24 protein-coding genes and 2 pseudogenes are annotated in these 23,813 nt (G+C 39.2%); 18 read left to right on the top strand and 8 right to left on the bottom strand.

The window, feature by feature from the left end; translation table 11 throughout:
- Window positions 1-12: 12 nt before the first annotated feature.
- From OO773_RS07100 to mraY, 3 genes are all read right to left on the bottom strand, one after another.
- Window positions 13-1,890: a mechanosensitive ion channel family protein gene (locus OO773_RS07100; RefSeq protein ID WP_232048835.1), complete on the bottom strand. Its 1,878-nt coding sequence runs from the start codon at window positions 1,888-1,890 to the stop codon at window positions 13-15.
- Complete coding sequence (gene murD, locus OO773_RS07095; RefSeq protein ID WP_006563830.1) at window positions 1,887-3,158, bottom strand: UDP-N-acetylmuramoyl-L-alanine--D-glutamate ligase; 1,272 nt, start codon at window positions 3,156-3,158, stop codon at window positions 1,887-1,889. Before murD ends, OO773_RS07100 begins: the two co-directional genes overlap by 4 nt.
- A 68-nt stretch (window positions 3,159-3,226) precedes the next feature.
- Window positions 3,227-4,288, bottom strand: coding sequence for a phospho-N-acetylmuramoyl-pentapeptide-transferase (gene mraY, locus OO773_RS07090; protein WP_006563829.1), 1,062 nt, complete (start codon window positions 4,286-4,288; stop codon window positions 3,227-3,229).
- Window positions 4,289-4,435: 147 nt separating this feature from the next.
- On the opposite strand from mraY, the gene OO773_RS07085 reads away from it, so the two are divergent.
- The 16 genes and pseudogenes from OO773_RS07085 to tmk all read left to right on the top strand — a co-directional run bounded on the left by OO773_RS07085 (window position 4,436) and on the right by tmk (window position 16,076).
- Window positions 4,436-5,116 carry an META domain-containing protein gene (locus OO773_RS07085; RefSeq protein ID WP_232048837.1) on the top strand — a complete coding sequence of 227 codons (681 nt, stop codon included), beginning with the start codon at window positions 4,436-4,438 and terminating at the stop codon, window positions 5,114-5,116.
- A complete protein-coding gene (locus OO773_RS07080) occupies window positions 5,116-5,661 on the top strand; it encodes a YigZ family protein (RefSeq protein WP_006563827.1) in 546 nt (181 codons plus the stop codon). The genes OO773_RS07085 and OO773_RS07080 overlap by 1 nt, the downstream gene beginning before the upstream one ends.
- A 1-nt stretch (window position 5,662) precedes the next feature.
- Window positions 5,663-6,100 carry a protoporphyrinogen oxidase HemJ gene (hemJ, locus tag OO773_RS07075; protein ID WP_034375791.1) on the top strand — a complete coding sequence of 146 codons (438 nt, stop codon included), beginning with the start codon at window positions 5,663-5,665 and terminating at the stop codon, window positions 6,098-6,100.
- The gene (gene ubiE, locus OO773_RS07070) at window positions 6,100-6,858 is read left to right on the top strand and encodes a bifunctional demethylmenaquinone methyltransferase/2-methoxy-6-polyprenyl-1,4-benzoquinol methylase UbiE (protein WP_232048839.1); all 759 of its coding nucleotides are present in this window, start codon (window positions 6,100-6,102) and stop codon (window positions 6,856-6,858) included. The genes hemJ and ubiE overlap by 1 nt, the downstream gene beginning before the upstream one ends.
- The gene (locus OO773_RS07065) at window positions 6,858-7,646 is read left to right on the top strand and encodes a carbon-nitrogen hydrolase family protein (RefSeq protein ID WP_006563824.1); all 789 of its coding nucleotides are present in this window, start codon (window positions 6,858-6,860) and stop codon (window positions 7,644-7,646) included. The genes ubiE and OO773_RS07065 overlap by 1 nt, the downstream gene beginning before the upstream one ends.
- On the top strand, window positions 7,643-8,902 hold the full coding sequence (serS, locus tag OO773_RS07060; protein WP_034375792.1) for a serine--tRNA ligase: 1,260 nt from the start codon (window positions 7,643-7,645) through the stop codon (window positions 8,900-8,902). Before OO773_RS07065 ends, serS begins: the two co-directional genes overlap by 4 nt.
- A gap of 9 nt (window positions 8,903-8,911) precedes the next feature.
- Entirely contained in the window at window positions 8,912-10,597 is a 1,686-nt protein-coding gene (locus tag OO773_RS09865) for a tetratricopeptide repeat protein (RefSeq protein ID WP_319952017.1), read from the top strand.
- Window positions 10,519-10,701 (top strand): annotated as a pseudogene (locus OO773_RS07050) (serine--tRNA ligase); the annotation flags it as partial. The gene OO773_RS09865 and the pseudogene OO773_RS07050, both read left to right, overlap by 79 nt.
- A 13-nt stretch (window positions 10,702-10,714) precedes the next feature.
- Window positions 10,715-10,996 (top strand): hypothetical protein, encoded by a 282-nt coding sequence (locus OO773_RS07045; RefSeq protein WP_264828505.1) that lies wholly within the window; start codon window positions 10,715-10,717, stop codon window positions 10,994-10,996.
- A gap of 3 nt (window positions 10,997-10,999) precedes the next feature.
- Entirely contained in the window at window positions 11,000-11,455 is a 456-nt protein-coding gene (locus tag OO773_RS07040; RefSeq protein WP_264828504.1) for a tetratricopeptide repeat protein, read from the top strand.
- A pseudogene (locus tag OO773_RS07035) lies at window positions 11,452-12,195 on the top strand (UvrD-helicase domain-containing protein); the annotation flags it as partial. The gene OO773_RS07040 and the pseudogene OO773_RS07035, both read left to right, overlap by 4 nt.
- Window positions 12,178-13,506, top strand: a complete 1,329-nt coding sequence (locus OO773_RS07030) for an ATP-dependent helicase (protein ID WP_406600085.1) — start codon at window positions 12,178-12,180, stop codon at window positions 13,504-13,506. The pseudogene OO773_RS07035 and the gene OO773_RS07030, both read left to right, overlap by 18 nt.
- Window positions 13,506-14,171: a UvrD-helicase domain-containing protein gene (locus OO773_RS07025; RefSeq protein WP_406600076.1), complete on the top strand. Its 666-nt coding sequence runs from the start codon at window positions 13,506-13,508 to the stop codon at window positions 14,169-14,171. Before OO773_RS07030 ends, OO773_RS07025 begins: the two co-directional genes overlap by 1 nt.
- Window positions 14,168-14,734 carry a UbiX family flavin prenyltransferase gene (locus OO773_RS07015; RefSeq protein WP_006563819.1) on the top strand — a complete coding sequence of 189 codons (567 nt, stop codon included), beginning with the start codon at window positions 14,168-14,170 and terminating at the stop codon, window positions 14,732-14,734. The genes OO773_RS07025 and OO773_RS07015 overlap by 4 nt, the downstream gene beginning before the upstream one ends.
- A gap of 263 nt (window positions 14,735-14,997) precedes the next feature.
- Entirely contained in the window at window positions 14,998-15,477 is a 480-nt protein-coding gene (gene coaD, locus OO773_RS07010; protein ID WP_034377068.1) for a pantetheine-phosphate adenylyltransferase, read from the top strand.
- A complete protein-coding gene (gene tmk / locus OO773_RS07005; RefSeq protein ID WP_034377067.1) occupies window positions 15,477-16,076 on the top strand; it encodes a dTMP kinase in 600 nt (199 codons plus the stop codon). The genes coaD and tmk overlap by 1 nt, the downstream gene beginning before the upstream one ends.
- 437 nt (window positions 16,077-16,513) lie before the next feature.
- Here tmk and thiE read toward each other — a convergent pair whose 3' ends face one another.
- Genes thiE through htpG form a run of 4 tightly spaced genes read right to left on the bottom strand, consistent with a single transcriptional unit; the run spans window position 16,514 to window position 21,133 of the window.
- Entirely contained in the window at window positions 16,514-17,137 is a 624-nt protein-coding gene (gene thiE, locus OO773_RS07000; RefSeq protein WP_006563816.1) for a thiamine phosphate synthase, read from the bottom strand.
- Window positions 17,128-18,666 (bottom strand): glutamine-hydrolyzing GMP synthase, encoded by a 1,539-nt coding sequence (gene guaA, locus OO773_RS06995; RefSeq protein WP_006563815.1) that lies wholly within the window; start codon window positions 18,664-18,666, stop codon window positions 17,128-17,130. Before guaA ends, thiE begins: the two co-directional genes overlap by 10 nt.
- A complete protein-coding gene (locus OO773_RS06990) occupies window positions 18,666-19,259 on the bottom strand; it encodes a hypothetical protein (protein ID WP_232048841.1) in 594 nt (197 codons plus the stop codon). Before OO773_RS06990 ends, guaA begins: the two co-directional genes overlap by 1 nt.
- Before the next feature lie 11 nt (window positions 19,260-19,270).
- Window positions 19,271-21,133: a molecular chaperone HtpG gene (gene htpG, locus OO773_RS06985; protein ID WP_006563814.1), complete on the bottom strand. Its 1,863-nt coding sequence runs from the start codon at window positions 21,131-21,133 to the stop codon at window positions 19,271-19,273.
- Window positions 21,134-21,218: 85 nt separating this feature from the next.
- On the opposite strand from htpG, the gene OO773_RS06980 reads away from it, so the two are divergent.
- Together OO773_RS06980 and OO773_RS06975 are read left to right on the top strand one after the other, a co-directional pair.
- Window positions 21,219-21,815, top strand: coding sequence for a formyltransferase family protein (locus OO773_RS06980; protein ID WP_034376555.1), 597 nt, complete (start codon window positions 21,219-21,221; stop codon window positions 21,813-21,815).
- The gene (locus OO773_RS06975) at window positions 21,812-22,963 is read left to right on the top strand and encodes a cation:proton antiporter (RefSeq protein WP_176485140.1); all 1,152 of its coding nucleotides are present in this window, start codon (window positions 21,812-21,814) and stop codon (window positions 22,961-22,963) included. Before OO773_RS06980 ends, OO773_RS06975 begins: the two co-directional genes overlap by 4 nt.
- A gap of 16 nt (window positions 22,964-22,979) precedes the next feature.
- Here the strand turns inward: OO773_RS06975 and OO773_RS06970 are convergent, their stop codons facing one another.
- The gene (locus OO773_RS06970) at window positions 22,980-23,732 is read right to left on the bottom strand and encodes an outer membrane protein (protein ID WP_034376551.1); all 753 of its coding nucleotides are present in this window, start codon (window positions 23,730-23,732) and stop codon (window positions 22,980-22,982) included.
- Window positions 23,733-23,813 lie beyond the last annotated feature (81 nt).

The following is a 23,813-nucleotide window of genomic DNA, read 5'->3' as shown; positions in this document are numbered from 1 at the left end:
CCTAAGTTTGGATTAAACCGGTGTTTTAGGCATGCTTTCAATATAAACACTCTGAGAGGGGAAAGCAAAACTCAAGCCATTATCCTCTACTATTTTCATGATTTTAAGCATCACATCCTCTTTAACGGCTAACCATTCTCCCCAAACGATGGTTTTAGAAAAACAATACACAAAAATATTAATGGAGCTGTCGCCAAAATTATCTAAATACACAAACAAATTAGATTTATAACCGGCTAAATCATCTAAAGAAACGATGTTTTGATAACCCATCATCATCGCGTGCTGATCGCCACTAAGTTGTTGTTTGGAGGCAAGGTCTAGATCGTTATCTTTGGCAATATTGGGGTGTTGCTCAAGCATGGTGCGAATGCCTAGTACGCATTTTTGTAACGCCTCACTAGAGGAGCTATAAGTAAGCCCGATATTCATTTTAATGCGCCGCCCGACTTTGCGCCGATTCCAGTTGCGAATAGATTTACCGGCTAGCTCAGAGTTAGGCACAAAAAATAAGGCGTTATCAAATCCCCTAACTGTGGTGCGTCTTAATCCCATTTCTACGACCGTGCCCTCCACTTCGCCGCATACAATCCAATCGCCCTGAGAAAAGGAATTATCTAGTAATAAAATCACAGAGGCAAAAAAGTTAGCCAAAACATCTTTAACCGCCAAAGCCACAGCCAACCCGCCAATACCCAAAGACGCCACGATCGTAGAAATATCAAAGCCTAGTTGTTTGAGTACCCATAAAGTGGTGATGACAAAGATAAAGAAGTAGGCAATTTTTAAGATCAAATTAATCACTTCTCTTCTTAATCCATTGCTCTTAGAGGCTAAAGTGGCAATAAGAGCTGCCCCATAAGCCTTAAACAAGGCCATAAAAAGCCAAGCAAATAGCAAAATATAAACCACCCCCAAATACATAGAAAACTTAGTTGGGGTGGGGTGAGGGTAGTAAAGAATGTCAATAGAAATATCAAAGCTATAGATGAATAAAAAGGTAGAAATGGGGGTGATGATGCTTTTGCGGATTTTTTGTTGTACCTCTGTATTTTTGCGGGTGAAGCGCACAAAATAATCTAGGACTCGGATAAAAAGGGCGGTGATGAGTCTTCTAAGGGCGAGTAAAAATACAAGTAAAACCAAAGAAAGAACGATCTTAGCGCTTTGTAAACCATTAGAGCTAGGAAAGACATGTGCGATTACACCGGCTACGCGTTCTAAAATCCATTTTAAATCAATGCTTAGCACGATATTTTTAGAAAGCACTTGGCTAGGGTTTTTTTGGATATAGCTAAGTACTTCAATATAGGTTTTGAGTTTGGTTTTATGGTTGTCTAAGAGTTCTTGGAAATTGTGCTGTTTAAAATTATCTGTATTAGAGGGGAGAACATAGGTTTTAGAGGCGTATTCTTCTAGTGTGAGTAAATAGCGGGTAGTGATGTTTCTGACATCTTTTTCTTGGCTAAAAAAATCTAGCGAGGTGCGCAATTCCTCTAAAAAGTCATACATGTTTGCATCTACCTCTAAATTTTTTAGGCGGATTGTGTCTAGTATGTAGGTGTAAAAATCCTGATCGCTACTTTTAAGTAAGGCCTTTTTGAGGGTTTTTTGTTGCTTGAGATTATCATCAATATTAATCCCGATTTGTTCTTGCGTGTCTAAAAGTTTGAGGGCAAAAGAATGCATTAAATCGTTTTTTTGATCGTTGTATAAAGAAATTTCAGATCGTTTAGTTGGATCTTTTTGGTAGCGCGAAATCACCCCATTAATTTGGTTGATTTGATTAAGTAGGAGGTATAAATCTATCGCATCGCTATCATGCGTACTATCTGCTCTTACCCCTAGTAAACATGCTAAAAATAAGAAAAGAAAAAACTTGATTCTCATTTTAACACGCACTCTTTAAAGGTGATGCCCCGGTGTTTATAAGAAGCAAATTGATCTAAACTAGCCGCACTGGGTGAAAGCATACCAATTTGTCCGGGGCGTAAGTTTTGTTTGATATGTTCTACCGCTATTCTTAAATCATGGCATAAATGCGCGCGGATATGATAATCTTGTGCCATTTGCATAACCATTGGCGCACTCACTCCAATGGCATATATTTCTACTTGCATGTGGGCTAAAACCTCAAATAATGGCTTTAAATCCATGCCCTTTGTATCGCCCCCTAAAATTAAATGGATATAACAGCCTTTGAAACGATCTAGGGCTTTGAGTGTGGCATCAATATTAGTCGCTTTGCTATCATCTACCCATGTATTTTGATCTTGATCTAAAAATATCTCAATGCGATGAGGCTGGATCATATAGGTGTTGAGTAAATCATAATCTGCTACTCCAGAATAAAGTTTAGCCACACTCAAAGCTAGCAAGGCATCTAATAAAAAAGGCTCTTCAAAGCGCACTTTAGAAATTTGTAACCCCATTTGTTTCGCAAGGTGTTTAGAATCTTGATAAAAAATTAGATTAGGGGGATTGATAAGGGCTTTAACTGTGGGGTGATCTTTTAAAGAAGCGTGTAAAAATACATGCCCTTCTTGTTGCATAAAAGATAAGGGTTTGAGTTTTGCCTCCACATAATTCTCATGGTTTTCATGCCAGCTTAAATGATCTTGAGAGAGGGGCAAAAGGATATAAATTTGGGGCACTAGATGATTAGTGTAGTGCAAAGTAAAAGAACTGGTTTCTAAAATCCACACATAGGGGGGTTTGCGCTGCTCTGCTTTAATTTGGGTGTAAAGATCAATAAGGGGGATTCCAATATTGCCCCCCACTTGGGCGTTACTAGATTTTAAGAGTAAGCCTAACATTCTAGCGGTAGTGGTTTTGCCATTTGTACCGCTAATAAAAATAATGGTTGGAAAGGGAAGATGTTTGCGGTTAGTCTGCCAAAGCCCTTTAATGTAATCATATTCGCTACATAAATGTTTACTAGCCACTACTAGCGGGTGGTTAAAAGGAATGCCCGGGCTCACAATTTCTAGTTGTGAGGCGTAGGGGTTAAACATCTTAGAGGGAAGCCATTTTTGGTTATAAGGGTCTAGCGAGGGGGTTAAAACCTGATCATCATAGATACAATAAGGAATATTTTTCTTATGCAAATAAGCCGCAAAAGCCCGGTTAGTCTGCCCGTATCCAAGTAATGAGATCATAAAACTCCACCATTTTAAACCTTAAAAAAGCGCTAGGATAACATAGCTAAGTTAAAATAAAGAAAATTTTAGCGTACTTTTAAACTCAACAACGCCACGATATTACTCAAAATTGCGATGATCCAAAAACGCAAGATGATCTTATTTTCCGGCCAGCCCTTAGATTCAAAATGATGATGCAAGGGCGCCATACGGAAAATCTTTTTCTTACAAGTTTTATAGCTAGTAACTTGTAAGATCACCGATCCAGTTTCTAGTACAAACACAAGCCCCATTAAAATAAGTAAAATTTCATTGTTGGTAATAATGGCCATGTAGGCAATAAAACCCCCAATAGATAAGCTCCCACTATCTCCCATAAATACTTCGGCTGGAAATGCGTTAAACCACAAAAACCCTAAAAGCGATCCAATCAAGGCCGCAGAGATCACCATCACCTCCCCGCTATGACTCACTTTAGGATAAAGCAAATATCTACTCAACTCAGCATTGCCCACCACATAAATAAACACGCTCAAGCTTAACAGCACACAAATACTAGGCACGGTGGCTAGGCCGTCTAATCCGTCGGTGAGATTTACCGCATTAGAAGTAGACAAAAACACTAATATCCAAAACCCCACTAATAAAAAAGGGTGGCCTTCAAAGGAAAAAATGGGGTGTTTGAGGAAGGGAAAATAAAGGTCTTTTTCACTCATGAGATGATAAAGAGCGGTGGTAATGATTAGAGAAATCAAAGTAAGAATGCCAAATTTGTAATAAGAAGTGATTCCGGCATTACTTTTTCGGCTAATTTTGGTGTAATCATCTTGCATACCAAGAGCCCCAAAGGCTATAAGGGTGAAAAGCCCTAGTAATACAAACAGATTATCTAAGCGGGCGGTTAAAATAGAAGCGATGCAAGTTGTGGCCATAAAAACCACCCCGCCCATAGTAGGCGTGTCTTTCTTGTTTTGATGCGGGATATAGGTTGAAATAGGCTGGTTGGCCTTTTTGCGCTTAGCCCAGATAATAAACTTTGGCATGGCATACATACAGCTAAAAAAACTGAGAAAAAAAGCCAAGCCTGAACGGAAAGTGAGGTATTGGAAAATATTAATATTAAACCACGAATACAGGTAATAAAGCATGCTAAACTCTGAAAAAATTAAAATTGGGGATACGAATAATTTTAATGCACCCCCACTTAAATCGCGCTGATTTATAGGCGCGCGCTGTGATGTTAAGGCAGATCAGGATATAATACAGGTTTGATCAAAGGAGTTTTAATAATCAAAATGTATAGGATAAGGAGTTTAAAATTTATTTATTTTTTGTTGCCTTTAGTGTTTTGTGGGGTGTTTTTGGGAGGGTGTGTGTTGGTGCGCTTATTAAATAAGAATTTTAGCCATAACCAATACCACATTGTGCGGGTTGACCTAGACGGACAAACCTTTAATTTTAGAGATTTGATTTTAGAGGCCCAGAGGCCTCATTTAGATTCTGAAGATCGCAATATGCCCCCTACAAATGCGCAGGCTAAGGATAAATTAGAGTTACTCCAAGAGGAATTAAAGCGCAATATTAAAAACCTAGATATTAAAGATCTGCCCCCCGATGCTTCTATGATTCGAACCAATATTAGCCGTTTGCAAGCAGATATAGAGAAAAACCAACAGACGGCCAAACAAAGCAAGATTAAAAGCACGCCTATGGGGCATGTGGAGTTTGATCAAAAAGAACTCCATGCTTATGGGGTGATTTATTGCAACAAATACTTTATTAGTTATAGCTTTAGAGATGACGATCACCTCAATATTGAGGATAAGGGCATTTCGCGTAAAGTGTGTAGCAATGAAAAACTTATGGCATTTGAATTAGCCTTTTATAATCACTTGAAAGGCACTTTTAATATCACGCGTGGTAAAAACACTTTGCTTTTAGAAAATCCTAATATGAAAATTTATTTACAACACTGATGAATCAAGTCAATACGCTTACTTCTTCTAAACACCAAATTAAAGGTTCTAGCTTTTTAGGCTTTTTACTCCCCTTTGCTGATTTTAAAAACACCCTAGAGCAACTTAAAAAAGAGCATTGTAAAGCCCGCCATATTGTCTATGCTTACCGCTATTTGAATGGCGATAGGCTAGAGGAAGTTTTACATGAGGATAGAGAACCTAAAAATAGCGCTAAACCTCTTTTGGAGATTTTAAGGCGGCAGGATTTGATTAATACGGCTGTTATTGTAGTGCGCTACTTTGGGGGTGTACTTTTAGGGGTGGGGGGGTTGATGAAAGCCTATGGCTTGGCACTCCAATTATGTTTACAAAAAAGCGAATTAGTCCCCTTTATCCGCCCCATTTGTATCAGCCAATGGGTGTCTTATCCGGCTTTACCAATTCTAAGCGCAAAGGCGCGTAAGTATGGGGTGGAGATCACCAAGCAGGAATTAGAAAAAACAGGTACATGGGTGGTGCTTACCGGTACCTCAGAATCTATTAAAAAAATGTTAGGGAATTAACATGCAGGTGTATTTATGGCTTAAAATGCTCCATATTGTGGCTATCATCTCTTGGATGGCAGCTTTGCTTTATTTGCCAAGATTATTAGTCTATCACCGCGAAAATTACGATAAACCGGAATTTGTGGCTATTGTACAAGTTCAAGAATCCAAACTCTTTAATGCCATTGCCACCCCAGCCATGATTATCAGCGTGCTTAGCGGGTTAGGTTTAATTTATGTTTTAAACCCAATGGCGCTTTTTTCTCATGGCTGGTTACATCTTAAATTGCTCTTTGTGCTGGTTTTATTGCACTTTCATTTTATGTGTAGAAAGTGGATGAGAGAGCTTAAAAAAGAGGGGACTTATAAGAGCTCTCGTTTCTTTAGGTTTGTAAATGAAGTACCAACGATTTGTATGATCGTGATTGTCTTTGCAGTAGTGGGGAAATTCTTTTAATGCGTAATTCTCAAAAACAAGAAAAAATCATCGGCATGTTTGATGCCATTGCTAAAACCTATGATATAGCAAATCGGGTTGTGAGTTTTAGACAAGATCAAAAATGGCGGCGTAAAAGCATTCAAGAAGCTTTGCGCCATGTTTATGCTTTTAGGGGGCATTTAAACGATCTGTATGTTGCTGATGTGGCTTGTGGGACGGCTGATATGTTGCTTTGTATCCTAGAAACCTTAAAGAATTTCAAGGGTAGCATTGCTAGCATACATGGCATTGACCCCTCCTCTGAAATGTTGCGTCTAGCACAAGAAAAAATCACACAAGCCAATTTAGAACGCCCCGAGTGCGTTACTCTAGTTTGCTTAGAGGCTAAAAATTTGCACACATTGCAAGATAATAGCATTGATTTACTCAGTATCGCCTATGGTTTGCGCAATGTAGTAGAGCGCAAAAAAGCTTTAGAAGAATTTAGCCGTGTTCTTAAAAAAGGAGGGGTGTTACTTGTTTTAGAGTTTATGCGTCAAGATCGACGCGGGATTTTAGGCTCATTAACGCATTTTTACACTTCTAAAATCTTGCCCATTTTAGGCACGATTATTAGCCGTAATTATAAAGCCTATACCTATTTGCCCTCCTCTATTGAACGGTTTGTCAATAGCGATGAATTAGAAGATGAATTAAGCGCTGTGGGGTTAGATGTGGTAGAGAGGGCACATTACATGTATAAAAGCGTGTCTAATATTTTGGCGGTAAAGCTTTAATGCATCTATTTCTCATGCAAATGGCGCATTTTGATTGGGAATTTGTACAAAAAAGTGTGAAACAAATGCCACCTAATGCGCTGCTTATTTTCCCTGAATATGTACTCACCCCCTTTTTTTTAGAGATATTAGAGAGTGAGGTAGAAAAAATTAATAGCTACAGCTTAGCGCGTTTAGAACAACTCGAGCAACTCGCACACAAACACCAGCTTTATATGAGTGCGCCTCTTATTTTGCAAGAACAAAAGGGATTAGTGAAACAAATTGCTTTAATCACGCCTCAAGACACACAATTTTATACCCAGCAAAAACTCATGCCCTATGATCACTGGAATGAAGCGCGCTTTTTTAATAACCCCCAGCCTGATAAATTAAGTACGCCTTTAACCTTTATGCTAGAGGGAATTAAAATCGCCCCTCTTTTTGGGTATGAATTGCATTTTGATTTAATTTGGCTGTGCATGCAAGAGGAGGGGGTTGAGGTGGTGCTTTTAAGCACGGCTAGTACCTTTGAGTCTTTTGAGCGCTGGCGCGCTGTGTGTAAAGCTAGGGCGTTTTGTAATTCTATGCTAGTGGCACGGGCTAATCGTATCGGTATGGTGCGTTCTAAACAAAGCAATTTGCCATGGCGTTTTTATGGGGATAGTTTTATTGCTCTACCTAATAGTAATATTGCTAGCAGTTTAGAAGGCGATCAAGGGATTTTACACCTAGAGGTGCATAAAGAGTATTTAGAGGCTTGGGTGAAAGAATGGGGGTTTAGGACTACAAGAGGAGAATTAACATGATTGATAAAAAATTGCTACTCCATGATTTTGAAGCGATTCAGGCTAATTTAGCCAAACGATTCTTAGACCCGCAGATTCTTAAAAATCTACAAACGCTTTTATTAGAATATAAAGCACAAAAATTAGCCCTAGAACAAGCCCAAGAATTTAAAAACAGAACCTCCAAACTCTTTTTTGAAAAACAAAAAAACCACGATCAAGAAGCCATGAGTCTTAAGAGTGCTTTAGAGGAGAATAAAGAAAAAATAGGGCATTTAACCCACCGGGTCAATACTTTAGAGGAAGAACTAGAAGTTTTATTACACAGCATTCCTAATTTATTAGACCCCATTACTCCCTTTGGTAAAGATGAGAGTGAGAATGTAGAAATTACGCGCATTTTAACCCCTAAAAATTTTGATTTTAAACCTAAAGAACACCACGAACTAGCCCAAGAAAATGGCTGGATTGAATTTGATAGAGGCGTTAAGATCGCCAAAAGCCGTTTTAGTGTGTTGCGCAAAGAAGGGGCATTAATTAGCCGTGCACTCATTAATTTCATGCTAGATTATAACGCCTCACATGGCTTTGAAATTATCAATCCCCCTATTTTAGTCAATGCCACAACTCTTTTTGGCACAGGCCAACTCCCTAAATTTAAAGAAGATCTTTTTAAAGTTGAAGCAGAGGATTTATATTTAATCCCCACCTCAGAGGTGAGTTTGACTAATCTTTATGCTGATGAAATCATTCTTTCTGAGGATTTGCCTATTTTAATGACGGCTTATACGCCATGTTTTAGAAAAGAGGCCGGAAGTGCAAGCAAAGACACACATGGCATTATCCGCCAACACCAATTTGATAAAGTAGAATTAGTGGCTATCACCCACCCTACAAAAAGCGATTCTATGCAGGCTAAAATGTTAGAAATTGCTAGCGGTATTTTAAAAGCTTTAGAATTGCCCCATCGCTTTGTTCAACTCTGTAGCGGGGATTTGGGTTTTAGCGCGAGTAATACGGTAGATATTGAGGTGTGGTTACCCGGGCAAGATTGTTACCGCGAAATTAGCTCGGTGAGCAATACCCGTGATTTTCAAGCGCGGCGGGCTAAGATTCGCTATAAAGAAAATAAGAAAAATGCCTTTGTACATACCCTTAATGGCTCTTCTTTAGCTGTAGGGCGTACACTAGTGGCTATCATGGAGAATTACCAGACAAAAGAGGGGCTTATTGAGATTCCTAAAGTATTAGAGCCCTATTTAACCCGCTATATCTAAAGGTTAAACATGGTTGATCAAACCCCAGAAACACCGCAAACCCCGCAAAATCCACAGACCCAGCAAACCCAGCAAAATCCACAAGCCCCACAAAATCCGCAAAACCCCCCTAAAAGAAATTTAATCCAAACTTTACAATTATTCTTTAGCCAAGAAAACCCGCTATTACAAATCTTGCAGGCCAAGACTTTTCAAGAGAGATTTACCGCCCTTAAAAGTAGACCTCGCTTGTATTTATCCGTTTTGGGAGGAACAGGGCTTGTTGCTTTAATTGTGATTGTTTCACTGATCATGAGTTTTGTGGCGCATAATCGGCGTTTTGGGGAAAGTAGCGCGCAAAAACAGGCCGCCGCCCAACAATCTAGAAAACTAAGCAAAATAGAACAAAGTCAAGATTCTGTTTTAAATAATCTCCCTGTTTTAAAAGAAACTCCCCATGTAAATCTGAATGAAGAACATATTAATACCATGATTGAAAAGGCAGATATTCTCTACAGACAAGGGCAAACCGATGAGGCTTTGCGCATTTTTGACAAAATCTCACACACTTCCTCTAATCTTGCTAACCACAATTTAGGGGTGCTTAAAATGCACCAAAAAGATTATAGCGGGGCTTTAAAATTCTTTGATAATGCCCTTTTAACGAAGGAAAATATTAGCATTAATGCCATTGATGCGATGATCTCTGCCTTTTATCTTAATAATATGGATCTTTATACCCGTTATTTAAAACTCACCACCAATTACCTAGTCCAACTAGATAAACAACCCATTTATCCCTACACCTATGCGCTTAGTTTATATTATGGCGGGCATTATTTTGAAACCCTTTCGGCTTTGATTAATCCGGATACGGAGTTATTTAGCGCTCCAAGAAATCGTTTAGCCGCTAAGATTTTCATGATGTTTGGAGATGAAGCCAATGCGATCAAATACCTTAAAAATGCCGCCACCCCTAAAGATGATAAAACTCTAGGGCTTTTATATGCCAGACTTGGGGATTATGACCGGGCTATTCAATCCTTGCGGCGCTATAACGATGCCTACCCAGATGATCAAGAAGCCTTAATGGCCTTAGAACTTATTGCCTTGCGTATGGGAAATTTTATAGGTGCGCAAGATGTTTTAGCCTCTTTATTACACACACTCAAAAAAGACAAACACAAAGAAAAGATTTTAAGCGACACCTACCCGATTGAACCTAGATTAAACCGGAATTATTTTGATGTACAGACAATTCGTAGAAGCTTTTGGAGTAATAATCTACGCGAAGGAATGGGGATGCTTATTGTTCGAATCCTCTTTTACTACGCGCCTTTTAAACTCATGGATTTAAAGAGTTCTTTAAATGCTATCCATGAGGGGATGTTTTCTATAAATGCGAAGAATAATCAGGATTTTATAGACGCCATTAATTCTTTAGAAAAAGGCAAGAATACTAGTAGCGCGGATTTACACATGATCGCTGCGTTTAAACATCTTGGCACTTCTCATTTGCGCCTAGCGCTTAAAGAATTTAAACTCTCTTTAGAGGCCAATCCTTATAGCTCCACTGCCCACTATAATACCGGTTTAATCTATGCCCAATTAGATGATTTCCACAACGCCTCTTTTCTCAAGCGCGGCGGGCTAAGATTCGCTATAAAGAAAATAAGAAAAATGCCTTTATACATACCCTTAATGGCTCTTCTTTAGCTGTAGGGCGTACACTAGTGGCTATCATGGAGAATTACCAGACAAAAGAGGGGCTTATTGAGATTCCTAAAGTATTAGAGCCCTATTTAACCCGCTATATCTAAAGGTTAAACATGGTTGATCAAACCCCAGAAACACCGCAAACCCCGCAAAATCCACAGACCCAGCAAACCCAGCAAAATCCACAAGCCCCACAAAATCCGCGATACCCCCCTAAAAGTTAAATATTCTAGCGCACTTAAAAAAATGCTAGCCAAGAAAACATTTACCAATGTGCTTTGTGAAATTTTGCTTAAATACAAAGGGGATATCCACCAAATGCTAGGGGCTTATGCTTTTTTAACCAGTAAAAAAGTGGATTTAGACAAACTTATCCATGGCTCGGCTTTGGCGCGTTGAGTATTGTGGCGCATAATCTTTATCACCGGTTTATCCAATAGCCAAGAGGAGACACTCAATGCCCGTTTGAGTGCTGCTTCAAATGATGAGGATAGAATGGATTTATTGCGCATGCTAGGTTTGATGAGTTTGTTTCAAAAGAAGTATGAAAAGGCGGTTTCTATTTATAACTTTTTACTAGATAAAGCAGGCGATCATGAAATGGAGGTGTATGAACTTGCTAGCTTATCTTATATCGCTTTAAAACGATTTGATAGCGCGGCCTTGGTCTTAGAGTTGGCTAAAAATATCGATCCACAAAATTATGATGTGCGCTTTGGATTAGGCTTACTTTATCAAAGACTAGGGGATTTAGAATCGGCTTTAACCAATTTTAATCTCATTAAAAGCTATAACTTCCACTCTATTTATTACCAGTTCCAGATCAAAGCCCCTAAAAATGCACAGGATTTGCCATGAATAAAATAGAAATTCTTATGCAAAATCTTAACCCGGCACAAAAAAGAGCGGTAGAGCATGTACAAGGTCCCTTGCTTGTTTTAGCCGGGGCAGGCAGTGGCAAAACTAAAACCCTAACCACCCGTTTAGCCTATTTAATTGGTTATGTAGGAATCCCCCCTGAGAATACTTTAACCCTCACTTTTACGAATAAAGCAGCAAGTGAAATGCACCAGCGCGCGATGAAATTAATAGGTAGGCGTACTTATAAACCCACACTTTGTACTTTCCATAGCTTTGGACTTAACTTTTTAAAACATCACATGGAGCGTTTAGGGCGGGGGTTAGATTTTGAGCTTAAACGCCCTAATGAACTTTTAAAGGCCTTAAAACCTGCTTTACTTGCCTATAAAAAAGATACGCGTATAGAAAACGATCAAATTTTTAAGCGACACCTACCGAAGCGCTTTTCACAGATTAAAAACCACCTCATCTATACAGACAATTCGTAGAAGCTTTTGCGCTAATAATCTACGCACACAGAAACTTTAGAAAAAGAAAACTGGGTGGATTTTGATGATTTAATTGCCTTGCCTTATATGATTTTAAACTACGATTTAGAATTGGCTAAGCGCATAAGTGAGCGTTACCAATACATTTCTATAGATGAATACCAAGACACAAACCCTCTCCAACTTAAACTCATTAAAACCTTTTGTTGTGCCCATGAGAATCTTTGTGCGGTGGGCGATGATGATCAAAGCATTTATGGGTTTAGAGGGGCAGATATAGAAAATATTTTAAATTTCCCTGAATATTTTCCTCAAACTAAAATTATCAAATTAGAACAAAACTACCGCTCCACAAAAGAAATTTTAACCTGTGCTAATGAACTGATTGTCCACAATAAGAAGCGCTACCAAAAAACTTTAATTAGCCAAAAAGATCAAAGTTCTGTGCAAAAACTAGAAGCCCCGCATTTTACAAACACCACAGAGGAAAATAACTTTATCACTAAAAAGATTTTAGAAGCGGCTAATCGGGGGGTTGTTTATGAGGATATGGCTATTTTGTATCGCTTTAATTGTCTCTCTAAAGAAGTAGAAAAAGGTTTATTACAGGCTAAAATCCCCTACACGATCATAGGCGATATTAGTTTTTATGAACGCGCTATCATCAAAGATCGCCTAGCCTATTTACATGCTCTTATGAATTCTCATGCAGATGATTGTATTTTGCGCTTATTACCTAAACTCAAACACATCGGTAAAGGCAGTTTAGATAAAATTAAAAATCTATGCGCTAGAGAATCAAGTAGCATTGCTAAAACCTATCAGGCCGGCTTATTAAAACCCCTATTATCTCCAAGTTCCTATGTGTCTTTACAGGATTTTTTTACCCTTCTTTTTGATCTAGCAAAAGACGCCCGCTCTATCAAAAATACAGAACAAGCACATATTCTTTTTACAAGTTATTTTAGAATATGTAAAGAAGAGCTAGAAAAGCAAGAGCTAGCTAATTCTGATGAAGAGGTTAAAGAGGAGTTAAATTATCTTTCACGCTTAGAAGAGACTTTTATGAGCTGCATGGAGGATAGTTTAGAATTAAAGGGTGTGGCTAGTATACAAGACTTTTTAGAACAAATCATTTTAGAAACCCCTATTGTAGATTCTAAGGGCGTTAAATGCATGAGTGTGCATAAAGCTAAGGGTTTAGAGTTTAGCGTGGTTTTTGTTATAGGCTTTGAGGAGGAGTTTTTCCCTTACAAAAATGCAGAGGATCAAGAGGAGGAGCGCCGTTTGGGCTATGTGGCTATCACGCGCGCTAAAGAGGAGCTTTATTTATGTAGCGCACAAGAAAGAAATTATTTTGGAACACTCCAAGCAGGTTTAGAACCCTCCCATTTTTTAAAAGAAGCCAAATTGCCATGCCAAATTTTAAATATCGGGGATTGTGTGATGCATTCAGTCTTTGGTAAGGGTGTGATTGAGGCCTTAAATAATGATCGTATCCAAGTGCGCTTTGAGTCTAATACTTATTGGCTTATGGCTTCTATGATTAAGAAGACTTAATGCGCTTTTTGCTGTTTTTTATCTGTCTAACCGGGCTTTTTGCTAAGCCTTCCCTTTTTCTTTTAGAACAAGCTATTTCTAAAGCCTACACCCGGTTTTATGCCAAATACCCTTTTAAAATCCAAGCCATTAAAGTAGAGTTAGCTAGCGGTAATTTATCAATGCTAGATCAGATTTTAAAGGTAGCTAGCCCTCAAGATTTACAATGGCGCACGCAACAATTTCTCAATAAAGAGGGCGTGTTAAGCTTAGATCAAAAAATCTGGATTAAATATAGCCTAAATGCCTCCATTGGTAGGGTGGATTTTGATGATTTAATTGCCTTGCCTTATATGATTTTAAACTACGATTTAGAATTGGCTAAGCGCATAAGTGAGCGTTACCAATACATTTCTATAGATGAATACCAAGACACAAACCCTCTCGCGCGCAAACTCATAGCTCCCCTTTGTTGTGCCCATGAGAATCTTTGTGCGGTGGGCGATGATGATCAAAGCATTTATGGGTTTAGCGCCACACTCAAAGAAGGCCCTCTTTTTTTAGAAACTTCTTTACAAGCCCTAGAAAATGGTGTGTTAAACCAAGTGATTCAGGCGCTAAATGTGCGCAGTAAAAAAGTGGTACAGGTTAGAATCACCGGATTATTAAAAGGGGAGGTGCTGTGAAATTAGTAGTGGGCATTAGCGGGGCTAGTGGGATACAGCTAGCTTGGCGCTTTTTGGAGTGTGTGCCTACAGAGATTGATTTATTTATCGTTCTTAGCCCGCATGCCCAACAAGTGGCGCGCTCTGAAATGAATATAGATTTAAAACAGATGCTTAAAAATTGGCATAGACCTTTGCAACTCTTTAACCATAAACAAATTGATGCCCCTATAGCCTCCGGAAGTTTTGGCATAGATGCGATGGCTATTATTCCAGCTAGTCTAAATACTCTTAGTAAAATCGCGCATGGAATCTGTGATGATCTTTTAAGCCGCGTGGCTGCTGTGGTGCTTAAGGAGCAAAAAAAACTACTATTAGCCCCTAGAGAATTGCCTTTGCACAGCATTGCCCTAGAAAATTTACTCATTCTAGCTAAAGCACAGGCCATTATCGCCCCTCCCCTACTCACCTACTACACACAGCCTAAAAATTTAAAAGACATGGAATTATTTTTAGTGGGTAAGTGGTTAGATGCGCTAGGCATTACCCACTGTTTATACCCTAGATGGAAAGCCAATGCGTGAAGTGCCCAAATGCCAAAGACATTTTGGCTTGCTATCTGTGTTGCCCGTAAGCAGAGTTTGGTTCTCACTACGAGTCCCTATGGCAGGGATTTTACAGGGTTTGAGCTCCAAAAAGCTTCCTTATAGGTCTCACTCATCTATATCCAAAGGCGTAACTTTCAGCACTCCCTGCCATGAGAGAGAATGTATGCGGGCGTTGTACCACAAAATAGTGGAAATGGTTGGCTCATTCCACCCGCTAAAGATAGGTGTTTCTACAGAAAATGCTTAAAAAATTAGCCATTTATCCGGGTTCCTTTGATCCAATCACTAATGGGCATTTAGACATTATCCAAAGAGGCAGTGAATTATTTGATAATTTAATAGTGGCGGTGGCTAAATCTAGCGCTAAATGCCCCATGTTTTCTCTTGCTAACCGGTTAAAAATGTTACAACTTGCCACAGCGCATTTACATAATGTCAAATGTTTAGCCTTTGAAGGGTTATTAGTTGATTTAGCTAAAGATCATAACTGCCGGTGTATTATCCGCGGGCTTAGGGCGGTGAGTGATTTTGAATTTGAGTTACAAATGTGCTATGCTAACAAATCTTTAAATCCAGATTTAGAAACATTATATTTCATGCCCTCTTTACAAAATACTTTTATTAGCTCCTCTGTTGTGCGCAGTATTTTAAGCCATAAGGGGCAAATAAAACACCTAGTTCCTCCCGCAGTTTTAGAATTTATCTTAAAGAACACCTAATGTTTATTGCCATAGAAGGAATTGATACCAGCGGTAAAAGTACCCAGATCAATCTTTTAAAACAAACCTTCCCTAATGCCTTATTCACCAAAGAACCCGGGGGTACACCTCTGGGTCAGGCTTTGCGCGAAAAGATTTTAGATCATAAACTATCTAGCCATGCCCAATTTTTACTCTTTTTAGCAGATAGAAGTTTGCACATAGAGGAGGTGATCAAGCCTAATTCTCACCGATTAATTTTTAGCGATCGTTCTTTAATCTCAGGGCTTGCTTATGCACCTTGTTTGTTACAAGAGGCCATTGATTTACATAAAATACATGGGTTATTAGAAGTGATACCAGATCTTGTTTTTGTTTTAAAACTAGATCATACAGAGTTAAAAAAAAGGCTAGATAAAAAAACTTCTATGGATTGTATTGAGGCTCAGGGAGTGGCATTTTTAGAGCACACACAAAAACGCCTACTAGAGGCATGCCAAATATTAAAGCTTAAAACCTATATCTTAGATGCCTCTAAAAGCCCTAGTAGTATCCATCAAAGTATTTTAGAGAAGTTAGAAAGCCTACTTGGGTCTTTTAAACACAATAAACTTGCTTAAGAAGTTTTAACACACCCCCCACTTAAAGCTAGAGAATTAATCCTCAAGGCTAGCCATAAGGTTAACAGCTTTTCCTCCAAAGTATAGCCGCTCCTACAAACCTACAAAATCCTATACCCCATTTAAGAGTACGGGATTTTTGTTGTATTCTGAGTTGCAAACATACCAGTTTTAACTAACTTTCATTTTTAAATCAAGCAATAGAGCCGCCATTTGCTAGGCTAATTTAGCCAAGAGCTTTGCCTACTAGAAACTTATGTATCAACATGGCTTGCATAAAATAAAGATATAAAAATATGGTAGAGTTTTTAGAATTTTATATAATGTGGCTGTTTTTAGCCCCTTACTCTAGCTTTATCGCACAAAACCTTTAGCTAGACTCTTTGATCCTACTTAGCTTTGCAAGCTTAGCGCTAGATTATGCTCCAAGCCACATTCTAAAAAGATTTGGAATTTCTGCTGTTTAAGCTTAAACTTTGCGCATTTTTTAACACATCTCCTACCCACAAAGACGCCACCACCGCCACTAAGTCTACACTCCCTAATTGATCTACATTAAAGGGCGTGATTCCTCCAATAGCACAAATTGGGATTTTTAAACAGGCTCTGGCTTCTTGCAAAATTTTTAAATCAATACAGGGGGCATTTGGTTTAGTTTGTGAGACAAAGCAGGCGCCAAAGGCAACATAATCTGCCCCCATTTGTTGTACCTTTAAAGCTCTTTGTAAATCTCCATAACAAGAGACACCAATCACTCCCCTAAAAAGCGATCGCGCCTCTTGCAAAGGAGTATCCTTAGCGCCTAAATGCAATCCCCAAACCCCACACTCTAGCGCTAGCTCTAATCTATCATTCAGAATAAAACCCACATTTTTTTCTGTGCATAAAAAAGAGAGTTCGTTAACTAGTCCGCGTAAATTTTGATCTGAGTGGCTTTTATCTCTAAGCTGGAAAAGTTTAACCCCGCCTAAAATGGCCTGTTCAAGCAATTTTGGCAAATCATGATAGGGTGTGAGCTTTTCATCACTAATGGCATACAACCCTTTTAATTCTATTCCCATTCAATAGTTCCCGGGGGTTTAGAGGTGATGTCATAAACCACGCGGTTAATCCCCTTAACCTTGTTGATAATCTGGCTAGCCACTTCCTCTAAAAAAGTAAAGGGCAAAGGCACACACTGCGCACTCATTCCATCACTAGCCTGCACGGCTCTAAGCGCTAAAGTGTTTTCATAAGTACGCCTATCGCCCATTACCCCCACTGAGCGCACATTTAATAACACACAAAAGGCCTGCCAGATTTGATCATAAAGATTAGCTTGTTGCAAGGTCTTTATAAAAATGGCATCGGCTTCTCTTAAAATCTCTAAATTTTTAGAATCTATAGCCCCTAAAATACGAATCGCTAGCCCGGGTCCGGGAAAGGGGTGGCGCTTAAGCATAAACTCTGGCAAACCTAATTCTAATCCCAAAGCGCGTACTTCATCTTTAAATAGTTCTTTTAAGGGTTCTAGGAGTTTAAAATCCATTTTTTCAGGCAACCCGCCTACATTGTGATGGGACTTAATCACCTCAGAAGGTCCTTTAATGCGCACCGATTCGATCACATCTGGGTATAAAGTGCCTTGTGCTAAAAACTTGATTTTACCGCTAGCTCTCAATTCTTGCGCCTTTTTTTCAAAGACTTCTATAAAAGTATGCCCTATGATTTTGCGTTTGCTTTCAGGATCAACCACTCCACTTAAACGCTCTAAAAATAAAGAACTAGCCTCAATGACATGCAAAGGGATAGAAAGCCCTTGAAACATTTTAATAACCTGATCTTTTTCCCCTAGCCGTAAGAGTCCGTGATCTACAAAAACCACCTCTAGCTGCCCGGGCAAAGCTTGAGAGCACAAACACGCCACCACACTTGAATCCACCCCCCCACTCACCGCGCATAAAACCCGCTCTTTGCCCACTTGTTTTTTAATTTTTAAGATTTCTTGCTCTGCAAAAAAATGCATGTTCCAACTAGGCATGCATTGACAAATCTTAAGCGCAAAGTTTTTTAAAATCTGTGTACCCTGTGTGCTGTGTACCACTTCCGGGTGGAATTGCAGGCCAAAGATAGCCTTTTTTTTATGCGCAATCACACAAAAGGGGGCGTTTTCACTCTGTGCTAATACTTTAAATTCTACTGGCAAAACCTCTATATAATCTGCATGACTCATCCACACCACACCCCCGCTAACTCCCTCTAATAAGGCATGCGTGTCTAAAAGCTCTAAATTGGCCTTGCCAAATTCTTGCTCTTTAGCTAGTCTAACCTCTCCACCAAAGACTTTAACGATTAATTGTAAGCCATAACAAATCCCTAAAATAGGTAAGCCACTTTGAAAAATTTTAAGATCGCAAAAATAAGCCTCTTTATCATAGACACTAGCCGGACCCCCGCTTAAAATAAAACCTTTGGGGTTTTTAGCTAAAAGAGTTTCTAGGGGACAATGATAAGGATAAATTTCTGCATACACCCCCATTTCGCGTAATCGTCTAGCAATAAGCTGGGTGTACTGGCTTCCAAAGTCTAAAACAAAAATAACATCGCCCATTACAAACCTTTTAGCGGAGTAAAGATAGTGTGGTAATCTATGCGAAAACCTTGTATGCTCTCTTGAGCTCTGGGGCTTTCTAGCCACTTTAAAAAAATCTTGCCTTCTTGTGAATGGCATGGATTAGCCCAAAAATAGCGCATATGCAGGGGTTTATAAAGCAGAGGCGGGAGGGTATTTTTCTTTTGTAAATACAGGCGGTAACTAATTAAAATCAAATCACTAGACTGATAGGGCTTAAAGGTGTGTAGCATCATTTTAAGATGAGGCGTATTTTTTAAAATATCAAGCACCTTAGCCGGTTTTTTACCCTGAAAATAGCCTTGCCATTGCTTAGAACCTAAGAGCAATAATTCCTCTTGAAAAAGCGCTTTTTCTGCTTTAATTTTACCCATACCCTGTAAAGCGCTTTTAGAGAGAATATAACCCTGTGCCATGCAAATGCGTTTGGGGGGTTTGATCCAGTTAATTTTTTGGGAGTTATCCTGTTGAAAAACTTCTTGGAGTAAATCTAAAAACCCCTCTTGGTTGCTTAAATCGCTTGCAATCACAAGAGGCTTAGCACACAAAGGAAAAGCCAGCAGAGCTAGCATTAAAAGGCGCATTAAAAGGCGCGTAAAATGGTTTTATTGAGTCGCTCGCTAAAGGCTTTAGCATTTTTTAGCGCACCCTTTTCTAAGAGCTTGGCGCTATCAAAGAGCAGATGGGCTACATCAGAAAGAATGGCTTTATCCTCAATTTCTTTGAGTTTTTGGATAATGGCATGGCTAATGTTAAGTTCTAGGGTTTTGGGTTGGCTGGGGACATCTTGACCCATTTGGCGCATTAAATTAGCCATCATCGCGCTTTGTTCCTCACCCACTAACATCACCGCAGAACTCAAATCTTTAGCCAAAGTAACATCTTTGATTTCCTCTTTTAGCGCTTCTTTAAAAGCTTGCAGTACGGGGCTAAATTCTTTTTTCTCCTCCTCGCTGACTTCTGCTAGTTCTAACTCTTTAAGGGTTTCTGTGGCGCTGGCATCTTTGAGAGGTACTTTTTCATACTCGCCTATACTAGGGATCACAAAGCTATCCACCTCATCGCCCATGAGCAAGACATCAAAACCCTTTTTGGCGTATTTCTCTAAAAGCGGGGAGGCTTTGAGCAAATCTAAATTATCGCCTAACATGTAATAAATGCTCTTTTGATCGGCTGGCATGTTTTCTTTATAAGATTTAAAAGAGAGAAACTCCGCCCCACTGGAGCTAGTAAAGCGCAATAAATCTAAAAGTTTATCTTTGTTTTCAAAATCGCTATGCAAGCCCTCTTTAAGCACCCGCCCAAACTGGGTATAAAACTTTTTATAGTTTTCCTCATTCTCACTTAAGCGTTCAAATTCGGCTAGGATTTTTTTAGTGGAGGCGCTTTTGATATTGGCTAGGATTTTATTTTGCTGTAAAATCTCGCGACTCACATTTAAAGGCAAATCCTCGCTATCAATGATCCCGCGGATAAAGCGCAAATACTGGGGCAAGAGTTCTTTATCATTATCAGTAATAAAAACCCGCTTAACATAAAGTTTTACCCCAGATTGATAATCCACACGGAACAGATCAAAGGGCGCTGTGCTAGGGATATAAAAAAGGGTATTGTATTCTAAATGCCCCTCTACTTTATTGTGTATCCACGCCATAGGCGCGCTATTATCATGGGCAAAGCTTTTATAAAATTCTTTGTAGTCCTCCTCTGTAAGCTCGCTTTTATTCATGCGCCAAAGGGCTTTAGCGCTATTAATTTGGGTGCATTTCTCCTCTGTGATCTCTTTTTTATTTTCCCCCTCGCCTTCAAATTTGCTCTCAGTGTAGGTTAGAAAAATAGGAAAGGGGATATGCTCAGAGTATTTTTTAACGATATTTTCAATTTCATAGCGGCTCGCAAACTTGGCCTCCTCCTCTTTTAAATAAAGCGTTATTTGTGTACCTTGATTTTCTTTAACGCAAGGACTAATCTCATAACTGCCCTTGCCATCACTCACCCACGCATAAGCTTGGCTATCTAAAGCCTTTTTACTTTGCACCACAACTTTATGAGCCACCATAAAACTAGAATAAAATCCCACCCCAAATTGGCCAATCAACGCGCTATCTTTCTTTTGATCCCCGCTTAAATTAGATAAAAAGCTTTTAGTGCCAGATTTAGCAATCGTGCCTAGATTAGAGATCAAATCAGCCTCATCCATGCCAATGCCATTATCTACAATGGTTAAAGTTTTAGCCTTTTCATCAAAGCTTAGATCAATGCGGGGTACAAATTCCAGAGATTTATATTTCTCATCGCTCAGGGTTAGATAATTGAGTTTATCTAGCGCATCAGAGGCATTAGAGATAAGCTCTCTTAAAAAGATTTCTTTATGGGAGTAAAGCGAATGAATCATCAAATCTAAAAGCTGGTTAATTTCGGTTTGAAACGAATGTTTTGAGGACATGCAGACTCCAAAAATTAAAATAAACGGCCATTATAGCACAAGTGCTTAAAATGTGCTAACATACCCCAAAACTTAAAGGATATGGATGCAAGCTTTGCTAGATTCTCTACCCTCCTCTTTGCTCAAAATTGGTATTCTTTTTAGTGGGCAGGGTTCTAATATGCAAAATCTTATAGAAACCCTGCACCTTAAACCCCTTATGCGTTTACAAAACAACCAACCTCTCATCTTGAAAGTAGAGATCTGCGCAACTAATAACCCTAAGGCTATGGGTATCAAGCGCTGTAAACAACTAAATATGCCCTGTGTGGTGTGTTCTAATGAAGAAGAGCTGTTTGAAATTTTATATCCTTGCCACTTAGTTTGTCTAGCAGGTTTTAATCAGATTCTAAGTCCTAAGTTTTTAGAGCGCTTCCTCACAATTAATATCCACCCTTCTTTTTTACCAGAACACAAGGGCAAAGACGCGATCAAACGCAGTTTTCTTAGCCAAAAAGGCACGGGGGTGAGTGTGCACTTTGTAGAGGAGAAGGTAGATAGCGGGCCTATTATTTTACAAGAGGCTTTAGAAGTTAAAAAAGAAGAGAGTTTAGAGGATTTTGAAAAAAGAGTACATACACTTGAATACCAACTCTATCCTCAAGCCCTTTTAAAAGCCCTAGAATTGCGTTTTTTAACATGAGTGATCTTTTCACTTTAGCCACCATTGCGCCCTTAATTGTACTAGCGCCTTATATGGGTCGTCTGTTTAAAATGCCGGTGGCTGTTTTAGAAATTTTGCTAGGAGCTTTGGGGGTTTATTTTGGATTGATTAAGCCTAACCATAGTTTTAGTATGATGGCTGAGGTGGGGTTTTTATTTTTAATGTTTCTTTGTGGCATGGAAGTAGACTTATACATGTTTAAGCAGATTAAAAAGGCTGTTTTAAAAAGAATTTTTGGCTATTTTGCTATTTTGTATATCACTTCTACTCTCATTGTTTTAGGCTTGCATCTGCCTGCTCTTTATATTATCGCTTTGCCCATTGTGAGTCTAGGTATGATCATGACTTTAGTACGCGACTATGGCAAAGAACCGCCATGGCTAGATTTAGTGCTTAAAGTTGGGGTATTAGGTGAACTCACTAGCATTGTTTTACTTGTGGTGGTGGATGGGATTTATTTGCATGGCCTTAGCATGAATTTATACAGAGCCCTAAGCGTTTTACTTGTTTTCTTACTTGCTATTGCTAGTCTGATTAAAATATTTGGTATTTTATTTTGGTGGTTTCCGGGGTTAAAAGCTTGGATCATGCCTAGTAATGAGGCCAATCAAGACATCCGTTTTACACTCACCCTTTTCTTTATTTTAGTAGGGATTGTAGCGTGGCTTAAGTTAGAAATGGTGCTAGGGGCCTTTTTAGCCGGTACACTAGTCTCTACCTTTTTCCCCCACAAACACGAATTATTTGACAAACTCAACGATATAGGGTTTGGCTTTTTTGTCCCCCTCTTTTTTATCCATGTAGGCTCAACCCTAAACTTGCATTTTGTACTAGGTAACTACACCATCATCACCCATGCTTGTTTAGTCATGGTTGCCATGCTTTATTTACACCTTAGCACCAGCTTTTTACTCTTTAGGACATACTTTAACAGTGGTAAAAACACAGTGTTATTCGCGCTAAGCGCCTCCATGCCCTTAACCTTTTTGGTTACCACTGCTAGCGTAGGTTTGCGGGTAGGGGCTATCAACCAAGATACTTACTATGCTTTCTTGCTAGCTGCTATCTTTGAGGGGATTTTATTCACCACCATTATCAAAATGCTACAAAAACAACCCCTCCGCTAATGCTATTAGAAAGATTTTAGAAAGTGTAGATATATCTTAGATACAAGGAGTAATCGCGTTTCAAGCTATAGTATAGCCCTGCGGTTCGGATAAACTTATTAACCAACATAGGAAGTTTAATTCCTAGCTCTACACCATTGTGTTTATAAATATTGGTGCGAAAACCAAAATTTAACCACACATTAAAATTCCCATGGCTAGGCAAGCCTGCTAAAGAAGCATGGGGGTCATGGGCACGGATAGCAGCTTTCCACGCATTAAGAGCGCTAGACTGCCAAGTATTACCCCCAATGGCAAAACCTGCAAACACACCCACACTCGCATTTTTACGATCGATGAAGTTACCTAAAGCATCAACCCCTATACCATAAGCAGTCATGTTTAAGACGACATTTTGATTATAGTTTACTAAACTGTACTGGGGACCCAAATCAGCAAGTCCATAATCAAAGAAGCCATAATAACGGATACCTGCCCACTTGGTCTTAGCATTGGGAACCTTGAAGAAAAACTTCTGACCAATCATTACCCCAAAGCCATTCATAGCCCCATTGCCATACTTAGCATGCCAGCTTACATTTGTGCCCTGCCAGTTCTTATAATCAGAACCCGTTCCTGGAGGGTAATCTCCGGGTAAGTTATAAAGATTGGTATTCATCCTACCTTGCCCAATCTGATAACCAACCCCAGCAAATACACCACTCTCTTCTGCCACCAGAACCCCCATCACCCCAAAGGCTAGAGGGACACCGAGTAGAAACTTTCTCATCACTATCCTTTAACACCATAATCAAAAATTAAGTTAGACCGCGATCATAACATGTTTAAACTCATAAAACAAGAATTTTTG

It is taken from the genome of Helicobacter suis HS1 (genome assembly GCF_026000295.1).
Taxonomy (GTDB): Bacteria; Campylobacterota; Campylobacteria; order Campylobacterales; family Helicobacteraceae; genus Helicobacter; species Helicobacter suis.
The sequence above is the reverse complement of the archived record's forward strand: the minus strand, read 5'-3'. Positions and strand labels throughout refer to the sequence as shown.

What these genes read in the sequence shown, in the direction of transcription:
- OO773_RS06975 (WP_176485140.1), top strand. Translation starts at nt 21,812, where the DNA reads ATGAGTGATCTTTTCACTTTAGCCACCATTGCGCCCTTAATTGTACTA.
- coaD (WP_034377068.1), top strand. Translation starts at nt 14,998, where the DNA reads ATGCTTAAAAAATTAGCCATTTATCCGGGTTCCTTTGATCCAATCACT.
- mraY (WP_006563829.1), bottom strand. Translation starts at nt 4,288, where the DNA reads ATGCTTTATTACCTGTATTCGTGGTTTAATATTAATATTTTCCAATAC.
- hemJ (WP_034375791.1), top strand. Translation starts at nt 5,663, where the DNA reads ATGCAGGTGTATTTATGGCTTAAAATGCTCCATATTGTGGCTATCATC.
- murD (WP_006563830.1), bottom strand. Translation starts at nt 3,158, where the DNA reads ATGATCTCATTACTTGGATACGGGCAGACTAACCGGGCTTTTGCGGCT.
- OO773_RS06990 (WP_232048841.1), bottom strand. Translation starts at nt 19,259, where the DNA reads ATGCTAGCTCTGCTGGCTTTTCCTTTGTGTGCTAAGCCTCTTGTGATT.
- OO773_RS09865 (WP_319952017.1), top strand. Translation starts at nt 8,912, where the DNA reads ATGGTTGATCAAACCCCAGAAACACCGCAAACCCCGCAAAATCCACAG.
- serS (WP_034375792.1), top strand. Translation starts at nt 7,643, where the DNA reads ATGATTGATAAAAAATTGCTACTCCATGATTTTGAAGCGATTCAGGCT.
- OO773_RS06980 (WP_034376555.1), top strand. Translation starts at nt 21,219, where the DNA reads ATGCAAGCTTTGCTAGATTCTCTACCCTCCTCTTTGCTCAAAATTGGT.
- OO773_RS07085 (WP_232048837.1), top strand. Translation starts at nt 4,436, where the DNA reads ATGTATAGGATAAGGAGTTTAAAATTTATTTATTTTTTGTTGCCTTTA.
- tmk (WP_034377067.1), top strand. Translation starts at nt 15,477, where the DNA reads ATGTTTATTGCCATAGAAGGAATTGATACCAGCGGTAAAAGTACCCAG.
- thiE (WP_006563816.1), bottom strand. Translation starts at nt 17,137, where the DNA reads ATGGGAATAGAATTAAAAGGGTTGTATGCCATTAGTGATGAAAAGCTC.
- OO773_RS07100 (WP_232048835.1), bottom strand. Translation starts at nt 1,890, where the DNA reads ATGAGAATCAAGTTTTTTCTTTTCTTATTTTTAGCATGTTTACTAGGG.
- OO773_RS07025 (WP_406600076.1), top strand. Translation starts at nt 13,506, where the DNA reads ATGCGCTTTTTGCTGTTTTTTATCTGTCTAACCGGGCTTTTTGCTAAG.
- ubiE (WP_232048839.1), top strand. Translation starts at nt 6,100, where the DNA reads ATGCGTAATTCTCAAAAACAAGAAAAAATCATCGGCATGTTTGATGCC.
- OO773_RS07065 (WP_006563824.1), top strand. Translation starts at nt 6,858, where the DNA reads ATGCATCTATTTCTCATGCAAATGGCGCATTTTGATTGGGAATTTGTA.
- OO773_RS07080 (WP_006563827.1), top strand. Translation starts at nt 5,116, where the DNA reads ATGAATCAAGTCAATACGCTTACTTCTTCTAAACACCAAATTAAAGGT.
- OO773_RS06970 (WP_034376551.1), bottom strand. Translation starts at nt 23,732, where the DNA reads ATGAGAAAGTTTCTACTCGGTGTCCCTCTAGCCTTTGGGGTGATGGGG.
- guaA (WP_006563815.1), bottom strand. Translation starts at nt 18,666, where the DNA reads ATGGGCGATGTTATTTTTGTTTTAGACTTTGGAAGCCAGTACACCCAG.
- htpG (WP_006563814.1), bottom strand. Translation starts at nt 21,133, where the DNA reads ATGTCCTCAAAACATTCGTTTCAAACCGAAATTAACCAGCTTTTAGAT.